This is a genomic window from Streptomyces sp. M-16, assembly GCF_052114405.1.
Taxonomy (GTDB): Bacteria; Actinomycetota; Actinomycetes; order Streptomycetales; family Streptomycetaceae; genus Streptomyces.
The window spans coordinates 15723-29231 of the sequence record NZ_JBFRER010000095.1 but is presented as its reverse complement, the minus strand read 5'-3'; the positions used below and the strand labels follow the sequence as shown (position 1 = coordinate 29231).

At 73.0% G+C, this 13509-nt stretch carries 14 protein-coding genes; 6 read left to right on the top strand and 8 right to left on the bottom strand.

The window, feature by feature from the left end; genetic code table 11:
* Positions 1-441: 441 nt before the first annotated feature.
* Together AB4039_RS31630 and AB4039_RS31625 are read right to left on the bottom strand one after the other, a co-directional pair.
* Positions 442-1080: a DUF6758 family protein gene (locus AB4039_RS31630; RefSeq protein ID WP_266842095.1), complete on the bottom strand. Its 639-nt coding sequence runs from the start codon at positions 1078-1080 to the stop codon at positions 442-444.
* An 83-nt stretch (positions 1081-1163) separates the two neighbouring features.
* Positions 1164-1748 (bottom strand): suppressor of fused domain protein, encoded by a 585-nt coding sequence (locus AB4039_RS31625; protein ID WP_266842093.1) that lies wholly within the window; start codon positions 1746-1748, stop codon positions 1164-1166.
* A 375-nt stretch (positions 1749-2123) separates the two neighbouring features.
* Here AB4039_RS31625 and AB4039_RS31620 point away from each other — a divergent pair, with 375 nt between their 5' ends.
* Together AB4039_RS31620 and AB4039_RS31615 are read left to right on the top strand one after the other, a co-directional pair.
* Positions 2124-3248: a magnesium and cobalt transport protein CorA gene (locus AB4039_RS31620; protein ID WP_266842092.1), complete on the top strand. Its 1125-nt coding sequence runs from the start codon at positions 2124-2126 to the stop codon at positions 3246-3248.
* 32 nt (positions 3249-3280) lie between these two features.
* The gene (locus AB4039_RS31615; protein ID WP_266842090.1) at positions 3281-3793 is read left to right on the top strand and encodes a hypothetical protein; all 513 of its coding nucleotides are present in this window, start codon (positions 3281-3283) and stop codon (positions 3791-3793) included.
* A gap of 94 nt (positions 3794-3887) precedes the next feature.
* Here the strand turns inward: AB4039_RS31615 and AB4039_RS31610 are convergent, their stop codons facing one another.
* Positions 3888-4760, bottom strand: a complete 873-nt coding sequence (locus AB4039_RS31610; protein WP_442272387.1) for a hypothetical protein — start codon at positions 4758-4760, stop codon at positions 3888-3890.
* A 168-nt stretch (positions 4761-4928) separates the two neighbouring features.
* On the opposite strand from AB4039_RS31610, the gene AB4039_RS31605 reads away from it, so the two are divergent.
* The 3 genes from AB4039_RS31605 to AB4039_RS31595 all read left to right on the top strand — a co-directional run bounded on the left by AB4039_RS31605 (position 4929) and on the right by AB4039_RS31595 (position 8085).
* A complete protein-coding gene (locus AB4039_RS31605; RefSeq protein WP_266842088.1) occupies positions 4929-6200 on the top strand; it encodes a magnesium transporter MgtE N-terminal domain-containing protein in 1272 nt (423 codons plus the stop codon).
* Between the two features lie 97 nt (positions 6201-6297).
* Entirely contained in the window at positions 6298-6873 is a 576-nt protein-coding gene (locus AB4039_RS31600) for a DUF1003 domain-containing protein (RefSeq protein ID WP_266844014.1), read from the top strand.
* Between the two features lie 42 nt (positions 6874-6915).
* Positions 6916-8085: a P-loop NTPase gene (locus tag AB4039_RS31595; protein WP_266842086.1), complete on the top strand. Its 1170-nt coding sequence runs from the start codon at positions 6916-6918 to the stop codon at positions 8083-8085.
* Positions 8086-8200: 115 nt separating this feature from the next.
* On the opposite strand, the gene AB4039_RS31590 is transcribed toward AB4039_RS31595, so the two are convergent.
* The 5 genes from AB4039_RS31590 to sigE all read right to left on the bottom strand — a co-directional run bounded on the left by AB4039_RS31590 (position 8201) and on the right by sigE (position 12515).
* On the bottom strand, positions 8201-8914 hold the full coding sequence (locus tag AB4039_RS31590) for a hypothetical protein (protein WP_442272386.1): 714 nt from the start codon (positions 8912-8914) through the stop codon (positions 8201-8203).
* Between the two features lie 138 nt (positions 8915-9052).
* Entirely contained in the window at positions 9053-9502 is a 450-nt protein-coding gene (locus AB4039_RS31585) for a sec-independent translocase (RefSeq protein WP_266842082.1), read from the bottom strand.
* A gap of 121 nt (positions 9503-9623) precedes the next feature.
* Positions 9624-10964, bottom strand: coding sequence for a S1C family serine protease (locus AB4039_RS31580; RefSeq protein ID WP_442272385.1), 1341 nt, complete (start codon positions 10962-10964; stop codon positions 9624-9626).
* Between the two features lie 112 nt (positions 10965-11076).
* On the bottom strand, positions 11077-11748 hold the full coding sequence (locus AB4039_RS31575) for a zf-HC2 domain-containing protein (RefSeq protein ID WP_266842079.1): 672 nt from the start codon (positions 11746-11748) through the stop codon (positions 11077-11079).
* A complete protein-coding gene (gene sigE / locus AB4039_RS31570) occupies positions 11745-12515 on the bottom strand; it encodes an RNA polymerase sigma factor SigE (RefSeq protein ID WP_371676795.1) in 771 nt (256 codons plus the stop codon). Before sigE ends, AB4039_RS31575 begins: the two co-directional genes overlap by 4 nt.
* A gap of 167 nt (positions 12516-12682) precedes the next feature.
* On the opposite strand from sigE, the gene AB4039_RS31565 reads away from it, so the two are divergent.
* On the top strand, positions 12683-13345 hold the full coding sequence (locus tag AB4039_RS31565) for a class I SAM-dependent methyltransferase (RefSeq protein ID WP_266842075.1): 663 nt from the start codon (positions 12683-12685) through the stop codon (positions 13343-13345).
* Positions 13346-13509 lie beyond the last annotated feature (164 nt).

Sequence of the window (13509 nt, the reverse complement as noted above, 5' to 3'; positions counted from 1 at the left end):
CTTCGGGGGCTCCGCCCCCGGACCCCCGCGCCTCAAACGCCGGCGGGGCTGGATTTTGGCCGGCCGGATTGCCCGCAGGGCAATTCCAGCCCCGCCGGCGATTGAGGCGCGGGCGCGGAGCGCCGTGTCGGGAGCCGCACCCGGCACGAGTACGGGTCACGCCCGTGTTCTTCAGCCGCGCCGGCGCCTGAGGCGGGAACGGAGGAAGGGCGGGTAGGGGACCAGCCCCGCGCAGCGGCAACCCACCCGCACACGACGGCCGGACACCAGCCACGGGCAGCGACCCCGCCCCACCACCCGCCGGACGGAGTCAGGCGCAGCGGCGCGAAGCCGGAGAGGCCCGCCAGGGCCGAGCCGCGCGAGCGGCGCGTCGGAAAGGGGCCAGGCGCAGCGGCGCGAAGCCGGAGAGGCCCGCCGGGGCCGGGTCGCGCGAGCGGCGCGTCAGGAAAGGATGCGGGGCGTCAGGGCTCCGCACGGCAGGAGTTCGACCTCGGAGCCCGCGTCGCGGAGGTCTGTGAGGACGAGTTCGTCGTACATGAGGAGTCCCGACTGCTCCGGCCAGACGATGGCCCACAGCCACAGCCCCCGCGCCTCGCCCGCGAACACCGCCCGGTCGTCCGGCGCCCCGCTGACGTGCCACAGCGGCGTCGGCCGCCCCGCGGCGACGACCTTGGCGTGCGGCGGGGCGGAGACCTTCATGTACGGGCCCGGGTCGGGGGCGTCGATGCCCGCGAAGCGGGAGCCCAGCCCCACGCCCAGTTCCTCCGCGATCAGCAGCAGCTCGCCGATGCCGCCCAGCGGCCCCGGCCCGGAGCAGGCCACGGCGGTGGCCCGGCCCCCGCTGCGGTCGTCACCGGCGGTCGCGACCCCGGTGAAGAGCCACCCCACGGGCAGCGGCCACGGCATCCAGACGGGGACCTGGGCCCGGTTCACCACCACGCCGAGACCCTCGACGCTCGGTGGGATGACAGGCTGTAGCGGATGGACGGCGCCGTGCACCGCGCACTGCCAGGAGTCGGCGAAAAGACCGGGCGCTCGGACCCGGCCACCGCACTTCGGGCAACTCGGTTCGCCCCTCATAAGAAGCACGCTCCTCCCCGCCCGGCGCGCCGTCAAGGCACGATCACCCGTCCGGATGTCATCCGTACCCGCGGGCGCGCCGGTCAGTCCAGTGCGACGGCCGTACGCAGAGGGTCCCGCAGATCGGTGCCGCGCGCGAGCCAGCGCTCCTGGAGGGCCGCCGCGCCGTGCACCCGCTTCCAGGCGGCCTCGTTCGCCGTCATCGGGAGGAGGGGGAGGAAGCGGACGGGATCCATGGGCTCGTCCAGTTCGAGGTCCTCGACGAGTCCGCCCGGCTCCGCGACGAGGACCGAGCTGAACGCGGCCCCCTCCCACAGCGGTTCGCCCACGTCCAGGGAAGCGCCGGGGGCCACGATCAGCCCCTCCACCATCGGGGAGGCCGCCAGGACCGCGAGCGGGCGCAGGAGTTTGTCGGTCGGGGCCAGGCCCGCCCGTACGGTGAGCACCAGCTCGGCGCGCGGGCCGCGCACCGGGTCGGCGACCACGGCGGTCGGGTCGGTCATCGGGTGTGCGGACATCCCGAGGGTCGCGTACCGGACGAGGTCGCCCTCGGCGAAACGGAGTACCTCGATGCGGTCGGTGCCCAGGAAGGTGACGGCGGCGCGGGCGTCGGGTTCGCCGAACGCGTTGCGCAGCCGGGCTTCGACGAGGGCCAGAATTTCTGCCATGGAGCGAGCATAGAACTCCTATCCCCCGGGTAAAGGGCGGGTCTTGACCATCCGTCGGCTGATAGTGTTGACAGCTGGTCGGGGCCGCACTCGGAAACAATTGTTTCGGTGCTCCGGCGACAGGACGTCCCTCACGGGGGACCGGCCGGAGGAGGTGGGGCTGCGATGGATCGAAGTCGATCGTGCAGTACCGATCGCTCTTCCGCTTCTGTGCAGGGCGCGTCCCGCCCCCTTTGATCTTCTGATCAGCAGAAGAGCGACGGCAGAACTTCTGTCCTCCGTCCTGTTTCCCTCCGTCCGCCCGGGTCTGCCCACCCGCGCCCGGAGGGCCTCCCACCCGTACGGTCCGCAGCCGTGCGCGCGAAGGAGCCTGCCATGTCGATGCTGCCCTACCTCCGTGCCGCCGTCCGCCCGGCCCTGCGCCGGTCCACGCCCGTCCAGCCCGGCTACGACGCCACCCGCGACCCCTCCGCCAGCAGTGCGGTGGTCGACTGTGCCGTGTACCGCGACGGCCGGCGCGACCCCCTGGAGCCGGGCCGCGGCTGCCTGACGCCGCGTGAGGCGATGCGCCGGGTCCGCGAGAGCGGCGGTTTCGCCTGGATCGGACTGCACGAGCCCACCGAGGCGGAGTTCGCGGGGATCGCCGCCACCTTCGGCCTGCACCCCCTGGCCGTGGAGGACGCGGTGCACGCGCACCAGCGGCCGAAGCTGGAGCGCTACGACGACACGCTCTTCACCGTCTTCAAGACGATCCACTACGTGGAGCACGCCGAACTCACGGCCACCAGCGAGGTGGTGGAGACCGGCGAGGTGATGTGCTTCACCGGTCCAGACTTCGTCATCACCGTCCGGCACGGCGGCCAGGGGTCCCTGCGGAGCCTGCGCCACCGTCTCCAGGACGACCCGGAGCTGCTCTCGCGGGGCCCGTCGGCCGTGCTGCACTCGATCGCCGACCACGTGGTCGACGGCTACATCGCGGTGGCGGCGGCGGTCCAGGACGACATCGACGAGGTGGAGAGCGCGGTCTTCGCCGCCCCCGCCAAGGGCGTCAGCCGGGGCGGCGACGCGGGCCGGATCTACCAGCTCAAGCGGGAGGTGCTGGAGTTCAAGCGGGCGGTCTCCCCGCTGCTGCGGCCGATGGAGCTGCTGAGCGAGCGGCCCATGCGGCTGGTGGACCCGGACATCCAGAAGTACTTCCGCGACGTGGCGGACCACCTCGCGCGGGTCCACGAGCAGGTCATCGGGTTCGACGAGCTGCTGAACTCGATCCTCCAGGCGAACCTGGCGCAGGCCTCCGTCGCCCAGAACGAGGACATGCGCAAGATCACCTCGTGGGCGGCGATCATCGCCGTGCCGACGATGATCTGCGGGGTGTACGGGATGAACTTCGAGCACATGCCCGAGCTGCACTGGCGCTACGGCTACCCGATGGTGATGGTCGCGATCGTCGGCAGCTGCTTCGCCATCCACCGGACACTCCGCCGCAACGGCTGGCTGTAGGCACCCCGGGGCGCACCCCCTAACCTGTGCGCATGACTCTCAGCGCACTCGACCTGGCCCTCGTCGAGGAGGCCTCCAAGAAGTCCGGCCTGATCTGGGTCCGCGGCGCGGGCGCCGACCGGGCCCTGTGGCACGCCTGGGTGGACGGCGCGGCGCACGTGCTCGGTGACGGCCCCGGCGAGCAGCCCTTCCCGGGTCTCACCGACGGCGCCGCCGCCGAGGTGACGGTGCGCAGCAAGGACAAGGGCGGCCGGCTCGTCGCCTGGACGGCGGCCGTACGGGAGCTCGTACCCGGCAGCGCGTCGTGGGAGGCCGCCGTCGCCGAGCTGAAGGGCAAGCGGCTGAACGCGCCCGACTCGGAGCGGATGACCGAGCGCTGGGCCCGCGAGTGCCGGCTGCTGCGCCTGGAGCCCGTGGCGGTCGCCGACGGGCTGCCCGAGGGGTCGCTGGCCTCGGCTCCGCTGCCCTCCCCGGCGATCACCCGCAGGCCCGTCCCGGCGGGGCTGCCGAAGCTGCTGCTGAAGCGGAAGAAGGCCAAGCGCTGAGGCGCGCCCGGTACTGAGGGCGGGCCCGGTACTGAGGGCGGGCCCGGCGCCGAAGCGGGCCCGGCGCCGAAGCGGGCCCGGTACCGAAGCGGGCTCAGCCGGAGCCCGGGTCGGAGCCCTGGCCCGAGCCCTGGCTCTTCGTCGGGGACGGGCCGCCGGCGCCGCTCCCGGTTCCCGAGCCCGATCCGGTCCCCGAGCCGGTGCCCTTGCCCGTACCGGTTCCCGTGTCCTTGCCGTCCTTGGTGGTCGGCAGCTGCGAGCCGTAGTCCACGGTCTGGTCCTGCGTGGGCGCCTCCAGCGGGAAGGGCTTGCCCCATTCGGAGAGCTCCACCCGGCCCGCGCCGCCCGCGCGTTCCATCAGCAGCGGGTACGGGGTCCCCTCCAGGGACACCGTCAGCTTGCCGCTCTTGCCCGCGTCCGCCGAGATCGGCACCGCGCGGGTCTGCCCGACCGTGGTGTAGGCGCCCTTGGTGAGCTTGCCCTGCAGACCGAGCAGACCGTCCAGCAGCACGTGCATGTCGGTGAACCCGCGGAACTGCTTGTACGAGGGGTCGTTCTCGGGCACCTTGACGTACTTGTCGCCGAGCTTGCCCGCCGAGTCCGACTTCCCCCAGAAGGCCGCGCCGGCCTTCAGGTAGAGCTGCTCGCCGACCCGCAGCAGCCGGAAGGTGTCGTTCTGGGACTTCACCTCGCCGGAGCCGCCGTCGGCCTTCAGCCGCATGTCGAGGGTGAAGGTCTTGCCCCCGGTGACCAGGCTCCCGGAGAGGTGCACCGAGGCCGCGGCGGTGGCGGCCGCCTTCGACTGGCCCTCGATCTTGTCCGCGTCGAGCTTGCCGATCCCGTTCGTGCCCTTGTCGGGGTCCTCCGCACTGCCGCCGCAGCCCGTCGCGGTGACGGCGAGACCCGCGCACAGGGCACCGACGAAGGCGGCCCGGCGCAGTCGTGCGGCGGGGGTGTAGGGGGTCACGGGCAGGTGCCTCTCGTCGGGGGTCTGCGGGCAGCAGGCAGCGTACCCGCCGCCGGGGCCACCCCCACGGGACCCCCGGGCGGAGGGCCCCACCAGGACGCTTTCCCGTGGCACGGGCTAGCCTGAGGCACGGCAGGACTGGTGATGGACGCTCTAGGAGGCGCTCGGATGGCTGCAGGCGCCCCGCGGATCTTCGTCTCGCATCTGTCGGGTGTTGCCGTCTTCGACCCGAACGGCGACCAGGTCGGCCGCGTCCGCGACCTCGTCGCCATGCTGCGCGTGGGCGGCCGCCCGCCCCGGCTGCTGGGTCTGGTCGTCGAGGTCGTCAGCCGGCGCCGGATCTTCCTGCCGATGACCCGGGTGACGGGCGTGGAGTCCGGACAGGTCATCACCACCGGCGTCATCAACATGCGGCGCTTCGAACAGCGCCCGACCGAGCGGCTGGTCCTCGGTGAGCTGCTGGACCGCCGGGTGACGCTCGTCGCCACCGGCGAGGAGGCCACCGTCCTGGACGTGGCCATCCAGCAGCTCCCGGCCCGCCGCGACTGGGAGATCGACCGGATCTTCGTGCGCAAGGGCAAGGGGGGCGCGCTGCGCCGCCGGGGCGAGACCCTGACCGTCGAATGGTCGGCGGTGACCGGGTTCTCGCTGGAGGAGCACGGGCAGGGCGCCGAGAGCCTCGTGGCGACCTTCGAGCAGATGCGCCCCGCCGACCTCGCGAACGTCCTGCACCACCTGACGCCGAAGCGGCGCGCCGAGGTGGCCAACGCCCTCGACGACGACCGCCTCGCGGACGTCCTGGAGGAGCTCCCCGAGGACGACCAGGTGGAGATCCTCGGCAAGCTGAAGGAGGAGCGCGCCGCCGACGTCCTGGAGGCTATGGACCCGGACGACGCGGCCGACCTGCTCTCCGAGCTGCCGGAGGCGGAGAAGGAACGGCTGCTGACGCTGATGCAGCCCGACGACGCGGCCGACGTGCGGCGCCTGCTGTCCTACGAGGAGAACACCGCGGGCGGTCTGATGACCACCGAGCCGATCGTGCTGCGCCCCGACGCCACGGTCGCCGACGCGCTGGCCCGCGTGCGCAATTCGGACCTGTCCCCGGCACTGGCGGCGCAGGTGTACGTGTGCCGGCCGCCGGACGAGACGCCGACGGGCAAGTACCTGGGGACGGTGCACTTCCAGCGGCTGCTGCGCGACCCCCCGTTCACCCTGGTCAGCTCGATCGTGGACACCGACCTGCCGCCGCTGCGCCCGGACGCCTCGCTGCCGGCGGTGACCAGCTACCTGGCCGCGTACAACATGGTCGCGGCGCCCGTCGTGGACGAGAGCGGCTCGCTGCTGGGCGCGGTCACCGTCGACGACGTACTCGACCACCTGCTGCCGGACGACTGGCGGGAGACGGACTTCCATTCCGAGGAGGCCGTGCGTGGCCACTGAGCGGGGCCGCGGGGACGCGGCGCGCGAACGGCGCCGGGAGCGGCGCGAGCATGCCCGGGACGGGCTCTCCGACCGGCTGGAGGAGGCCGCGGAGCGGCTGCGCAACGAACGGCCGGAACGTTCCTCCGAGCGGGCGAAGGCCAGCGTCGCCCTGGGCGCGAGCGCACTGTCGCGTTCGCGCGTACGGCTGGACCAGCCGCGCCCCGCCCGCCGCAGGCTGCTGCCCGAGTACGACCCGGAGGCCTTCGGACGGCTGTCGGAGCGGGTCGCGCGGTTCCTCGGCACGGGCCGGTTCATCGTCTGGATGACGATCGTCATCATCGCGTGGGTGCTGTGGAACATCTTCGCGCCCGACGACCTGCGGTTCGACGAGTACCCCTTCATCTTCCTGACGCTGATGCTGTCCCTCCAGGCCTCCTACGCCGCTCCGCTGATCCTGCTCGCGCAGAACCGGCAGGACGACCGCGACCGGGTCAACCTGGAGCAGGACCGCAAGCAGAACGAGCGCTCCATCGCGGACACCGAGTACCTGACCCGCGAGATCGCGGCGCTGCGCATGGGCCTGGGCGAGGTCGCCACCCGCGACTGGATCAGGTCGGAGTTCCAGGACCTGATCAAGGAGATGGACGAGCGGCGGCTGTTCACCGGCGAAAGTGACGAAGGCGACCGCTGACGGGCTTTCCTGAGGCGAGCTACCGAGCCGTACCATCGGGGCATGGCTACCGACACAAGCTCCGCCGCCGACGCCGCCGCGCCCGAGCAGGACGCGATCCTGGACGCGCTGTCGACGGTGAACGACCCCGAGATCCACCGCCCGATCACCGAGCTCGGCATGGTGAAATCGGTGGAGATCGGCGAGGGCGGCGCCGTCGCCGTCACGGTCTACCTCACGGTGTCCGGCTGCCCCATGCGCGAGACGATCACCAAGAACGTCACCGAGGCCGTCGAGAAGGTCGCGGGCGTCAGCTCCGTCGCCGTCACCCTCGACGTGATGAGCGACGAGCAGCGCAAGGACCTCGCGGCCACGCTGCGCGGCGGCACCGCCGAGCGCGAGGTCCCCTTCGCCAAGCCCGGCTCGCTGACCCGCGTCTACGCGGTCGCGTCCGGCAAGGGCGGCGTCGGCAAGTCCTCCGTCACCGTCAACCTCGCCGCGGCGATGGCTGCCGACGGCCTGAAGGTCGGCGTGGTCGACGCGGACATCTACGGCCACAGCGTGCCGCGCATGCTCGGCGTCGAGGGCCGTCCCACCCAGGTCGAGAACATGATCATGCCGCCGTCCGCGCACGGCGTGAAGGTCATCTCGATCGGCATGTTCACCCCGGGCAACGCCCCGGTCGTGTGGCGCGGACCGATGCTGCACCGCGCGCTCCAGCAGTTCCTCGCCGACGTCTTCTGGGGCGACCTGGACGTCCTGCTGCTCGACCTGCCGCCGGGCACCGGCGACATCGCGATCTCCGTGGCCCAGCTGGTGCCGAACGCCGAGATCCTCGTCGTGACCACCCCGCAGCAGGCGGCGGCCGAGGTCGCGGAGCGGGCCGGCTCGATCGCCGTGCAGACCCACCAGAAGATCGTCGGTGTCGTCGAGAACATGTCGGGCCTGCCCTGCCCGCACTGCGACGAGATGGTCGACGTCTTCGGCTCCGGCGGCGGCCAGAAGGTCGCCGACGGGCTCACCAAGACGGTCGGCGCGTCCGTGCCGGTCCTCGGCAGCATCCCGATCGACGTACGGCTGCGCGAGGGCGGCGACGACGGCAAGCCCGTGGTCCTGTCCGACCCGGACTCCCCGGCGGGCGCCGCGCTGCGCGCGATCGCGGGCAAGCTGGGCGGCCGCGCCCGCGGCCTGTCGGGCATGTCGCTGGGGATCACCCCGCGCAACAAGTTCTGACCTCGCCCGCGGCCCGCGAAGGGGCCGCGCGGCACGAAGGGCACCGCCGGACGGCGGTGCCCTTCGTCGTGCGCTGCGTCGTGCGCTGCGTCGTGCGCTGCGTCCGCCTTGCCGCCTACTCGTACGCGGCCAGGTCGCCGATCGCCGAGAAGCCGAGCCCGTACGCGCTCATCCCGCGTCCGTACGCGCCCAGGTGGACCCCGCTCCCGGCGGAGCCGGCCAGCACCCAGCCGAACTCCGACTCGCGGTAGTGGAAGGGCGTCGGCTGCCCGTCCACGGGCAGCGAGAGCGTCGACCAGTCCGGCCCCGCGAGGTCGTCGGCGAGGATCCACGCCGCCTCGCTCTGCTGGTCGAGCCAGTCGTCGCGCAGGGTGTGGTCCATCTGCTGCGGCCAGCTGTAGGCCAGCAGGCCGGAACYGGCCAGCCAGGCCGCGGAGGAGACCGAGGTGGCCTCCAGGACGCCGGTGCCGTCGCCGCTGCGGCGCAGCGGGTTGCTGGCCACGGTGATCACCACCGCGAACCGCTCCTTCTCGCCGGTGGCGATCTCACCCCGGGCGGACGGCTCGTCGCCGTGGCCGGTCGACCCGTGCTCCACGGTGCCGTCCGCCCCGGTGCCGACCTGCATGAGCCAGCGGGGGCCGGTGAAGGCGCCGTCCAGCCCGTACCAGGGGAAGTCGGCCTTCAGGTAGCCTGCGGCCGCGCGGCGGGCCGCCGGGACCGGCACGCCGGGCTCCGGTGGCTGTCCCGGGGTCGCTTCTTCGGTCTGCGGGGGCGCGGCGGGTGCTTCTGCGGGCTGCACGCCCACCCGGCTGCTGCGCGTCGTCTCCATCTGGGCGGCCTCTCGTTCCGTGAGGTCCGGAACGGCCCTCCCCCTCGCTGCGCTGGGGGGACCCCCTCCCTCGGGCGTCTTCGGTCCGGACAGATGGAGGATAGCCATCCGGCCCCGGATCGACGGGCAGGCCGCGGCTCAGGTGGCGTCGGCGTCGAAGGGGGTGCGTGCCTCGGGGGCCGGGGCGGAGGGCTTCTTCAGCAGGTCCGGACCGGTGCCGGCGGCGGGCGTGGCGGGGGCGGCGGGGGCGGCGGGGGCGGAAGCCGCGTCCTTGCTGTTGACCGCGTCGGTGACGTCGTTCAGCTCCTTGCGGAGGTCAAAACTGCTGCGGAGCTCCTTGAGGTCCTCGTTCTCGGTCAGCTGCTTGCGGATGAAGGTCTTCGGGTTCAGGTCCTCGAACTCGAAGTCCTTGAACTCGGGCCCCAGCTCGGAGCGGATGTCCTGCTTGGCGCTGTCGGAGAACGAGCGGATCTTGCGGATCATGCCGGAGACGTCCTGGATCACCTTCGGCAGCTTGTCGGGGCCGAAGATGAGGATGGCGAGCACCACGATCGTGACCAGTTCGAGTGCGCCTATGTCGTTGAACACCTTGCCGCTCCTCGGCTCTCTCCACATCGGGCCCGGACAACGGTACCCGGCGTTCCTTGCGGTCCCCTACGTCGGTGCGGCCCTCTTCCCGGATTCACCCGGGCGTCATGCGGTATTCGTGTCAGGAACCGCTCGCCGAGCCGAGCTGCACTTCCAGCGTGCGCTCCGTGCCGTCGCGCAGCACGGTCAGGGTGAGGCGGTCCCCGGGGCGGTGGGCCCTGATCTTGATGATCAGCTCGTCCCCGCCGTGCACGCGGACCCCGTCGACCTTGGTGATCACGTCTGCGGCCTTGATCCCGGCGCGGGCTCCCGGGCCGTCGGCGACCACCGACGGCTTCCCGTCCTCGCCCTTGGAGTCCACACGCGCTCCGTCCCCCCTGTACTGCATGTCCAGGGTGACGCCGATGACGGGGTGGGTGGCGCGGCCGGTGCGGATGAGCTCCTCGGCGACCCGCTTTCCCTGGTTGACGGGGATGGCGAAGCCGAGGCCGATGCTGCCGCTCTGACGGGTGCTGTCCCCGTCGTCGCTCTTGTCGGCGCCGCGGATCGCGCTGTTGATGCCGATGACGTGGGCGCGGGAGTCCAGGAGCGGGCCGCCGGAGTTGCCGGGGTTGATGGGGGCGTCGGTCTGGAGGGCGTCGACGTAGCTGATGTCGCTGCCGTCGCCCTTGTCGCCGCCCGCGGTGATGGGGCGTCCGGTGGCGCTGATGATGCCCGCCGTGACGGTGTTGGAGAGGTCGAAGGGGGCCCCGATGGCCACGACCGGGTCGCCGACCCGGACGTTCTCCGAGTTGCCCAGGGCCAGCGGGCGCAGGCCGCGGACTCCGGACACCTTGACGACCGCCAGGTCGTAGCCGCCGTCGCGGCCGACCAGCTCGGCGGCGACGCTCTCGCCGGTGCTGAAGGTGACGGTTATGTTCTTGGCGTCGGCGACGACGTGGTTGTTCGTCAGGATGTGGCCCTGGTCGTCCAGGACGAATCCGGTTCCGGTGCCGCCTCCGCCGCTGCCGCCGCCGCTGACGTGCAGGGTGACCACGCCGGGCAGGGCCGTGGCCGCGATGCCCGCCACGCTCTCCGGGGCCCGGTCCTTGTGGTCGACGGCGGACTGCGGGAGCTCCAGGCGGGTGCCGGCRCGCCGCTCGGCGAGGATGCCGAGGTAGCCGCCGAGGCCACCGGCGAGGAGGGCGATCACCGAGCCGAAGACCACCAGCCGCCAGATCCCGGGGGCATGGCGCGCATGCCCGTGGTCCACCACGTGGAGGGGCCGGTCGGCCCAGGGGTCGTAGCGCGGTCCGGGGGCGGCGTCCTGCTCCCCGGGCCCGGGCCGTGTCGCGGAGTCCGCCTCGGAGGACGGTGCCTGCGGGGCGGGGCCGTCCGCCGGAGCGGACGGCGCCGGGTCGGCGGGCCGGCTCCACCAGGACGGAGCCGGACCGCTCCGCTGACTGTCGCGACTGTCGGACATGAACGCTCCCCGCGGGCCTGGCGCACCGCACGGCGGCGCAACTGCCGGAGATTCAACCAGGTGCCGCGCGCCGGCGGAGCCCCGGCTCCCGCCGGGGCTCCGCCGTGACCGCTCAGCGGGCGAGCGAAGCCGGGACGGCGGTCGCCGGGACCGCGGTCGCCGGGGCGCTGGGGGTCGGCGTGGGGAACGGTCCGGCCGGGCCCGGGCTGGGGACACCACCGGGGCTGGGCAGCCGGTCGCGCACGAAGGCGTCGGTCAGCGGGACCGACGGGCCGGGCCGGGTGGCGGGGGCGTCGCCCCGCACGTTCGGCTCGACCGAGTCCAGCGGCAGTGAACCCCCGAGCGCGATCGCGGCCAGCGACACGGCTCCCGCCGCGACGAAGGCGAACCGGCGCCGGGGACGGGCGACCTCGTGGATGCGGAACCCCTCGCGCGGGGCGGCCGGGGCGGCGTACCCGAAGGAGGCGAAGGGATCGGCACCCGGCGAACCGGCGCCCAGCGGACCACCCGGACCACCGCCCGGCGGCCCGGCGGCCCCGTCGGGACCTCCGCCCGGCAGGCCCTGCAGGCGCGCCAGCAGTCCGGCGGACAGGGGCGGCGGGGCGCTCTCCACGAACAGGGTCTTCAGCCGGCGCTGCGCGTCGGCCTCGGCCTTGCACTTGGCGCAGGTCGCCAGGTGCGCCAGCACCCGCTCGCGCGCATCGTGCTTCAACTCCCCGTCCACCAGGGCGGCGAGCCGGTCGCCCAGGTGCTGCTCGGCGGGGGACGGACTGACTCCGCTCACTCGGCTCCGCCCTCTCCCCCGGCGCCCGGGGCGCCCACCGCGACGCCCGCCAGGGCCCGCTGCTCGGCACGGGCCTCGGGGGACCGGTGCTTGAGCGCCTTGCGCAGGTGCGAACGGCCGCGGTGGATGCGGCTGCGGACGGTACCGAGCTTCACGCCGAGCGTGGCGGCGATCTCCTCGTACGACAGGCCCTCGATGTCACACAGGACCACGGCCGCCCGGAACTCCGGGGCGAGGGTGTCCAGCGCCTGCTGCACGTCCGCGTCGAAGTGGGTGTCGTGGAGCACCTGCTGCGGGGACGGCTCCCTGCTCGGGAGCCGCTCGGCGGCGTCGTCGCCGAGGGCGTCGAAGCGGATCCGCTGCTTGCGGCGCACCATGTCCAGGAAGAGGTTCGTGGTGATGCGGTGCAGCCAGCCCTCGAAGGTGCCGGGCGTGTACGTGGACAGCGAGCGGAAGACGCGGACGAAGACCTCCTGCGTCAGGTCCTCCGCGTCGTGCTGGTTGCCGGTGAGGCGGTAGGCGAGGCGGTAGACCCGCGCGCTGTGCGTGCTGACGATCTCCTCCCACGTGGGAGGGGTCCACGCCTGGGAGCCCGCATCGGCGGCAAAGGTTGCGGTGGTGGCGGTGTGGAAACGGTCAGCGATGTCGGTCACGGATTTCGGCTCACCCGCCGACCAGAAGAGGCGTCTCAGTACGCCTCCACGATCCACAGGCGCAGCCGCACCTCCCCTATCGGCTCTGGTGGTGTCCAGTGGAGCCCCTACCATAGCCACCCCTCCCGTCAGCTCTGGATAAGCATTTTTGCAGTAACTTTGCTCGGGTCCTGGGTCCCGGGCCGCCGATCTGCCCGCTGCCGTCCCCTCTATCCCGCCTCTGTTACTCCCAACGCCCGGTCCCATCTGCGGGTTCCCGACGTCAGCGGATACAGTCACCGTTGCGCCAACTATGGGGACAGGAGAGGGTCATTAGCGGCAACCGGCAGACGAGCTGGGCGTTCGCCGACGCGTTTGTCGCCGAGGACGACGCTCTGCGATGGGCCCGCGACCGGTCCAGGGAAGCGGGTCTGCGGGCCGTCTCCCCCGGGACCGGTGCCGCGCTGCGCCTGCTGGCCGCCACCGCGGACGCCAAGGCGGTCGCCGAGATCGGCACCGGCACCGGGGTCTCCGGCATCCACCTGCTCCACGGGATGCGCCCCGACGGGGTCCTGACCACGGTGGATCCCGAGCCGGACCGGCAGGCCTTCGCCCGCCAGGCCTTCCGCGCCGCCGGCTTCGCGGGCAACCGCGCCCGGTTCATCCCGGGCCGCGCGCTCGACGTGCTGCCGCGGCTCGCCGACGGCGGCTACGACCTCGTCTTCTGCGACGGAGACCCCTCCGAGTCCCTCGACTACCTCGCGGAATCGTTGCGTCTGCTGCGCCCCGGCGGCCTGGTCTGCTTCGAGGGCGTCTTCTCCGACGGCCGTACGGTCGACTCGGCCGCCCAGCCGGTGGAGGTCATCCGGGTGCGCGAGCTGCTGCGCAGCGTCCGGGAGAGCCCGGCCCTGGAGGCGGCGCTCCTCCCGGTCGGCGACGGCCTCCTCTGCGCGGTCCGCCGCTGACCTTCGCCCCGGCATCAACGGCGGGCCGCGCCCGGACGCCCCGCCCGCACCGCGGGCCGACGGACGGAGTCCTTCGCAGCGCTGCGAAGCCGGGGAGGGCCGCCAGGGCCGAGCCGCGGGAGCGGCGCGTAAAAAGGGAGGCCGGACGCAACACCGCCCCGGTC

What these genes read in the sequence shown, in the direction of transcription:
- AB4039_RS31630 (WP_266842095.1), bottom strand. Translation starts at nt 1,080, where the DNA reads ATGAGGGGCGAACCGAGTTGCCCGAAGTGCGGTGGCCGGGTCCGAGCG.
- AB4039_RS31625 (WP_266842093.1), bottom strand. Translation starts at nt 1,748, where the DNA reads ATGGCAGAAATTCTGGCCCTCGTCGAAGCCCGGCTGCGCAACGCGTTC.
- AB4039_RS31620 (WP_266842092.1), top strand. Translation starts at nt 2,124, where the DNA reads ATGTCGATGCTGCCCTACCTCCGTGCCGCCGTCCGCCCGGCCCTGCGC.
- AB4039_RS31615 (WP_266842090.1), top strand. Translation starts at nt 3,281, where the DNA reads ATGACTCTCAGCGCACTCGACCTGGCCCTCGTCGAGGAGGCCTCCAAG.
- AB4039_RS31605 (WP_266842088.1), top strand. Translation starts at nt 4,929, where the DNA reads ATGGCTGCAGGCGCCCCGCGGATCTTCGTCTCGCATCTGTCGGGTGTT.
- AB4039_RS31595 (WP_266842086.1), top strand. Translation starts at nt 6,916, where the DNA reads ATGGCTACCGACACAAGCTCCGCCGCCGACGCCGCCGCGCCCGAGCAG.
- sigE (WP_371676795.1), bottom strand. Translation starts at nt 12,515, where the DNA reads ATGGTAGGGGCTCCACTGGACACCACCAGAGCCGATAGGGGAGGTGCG.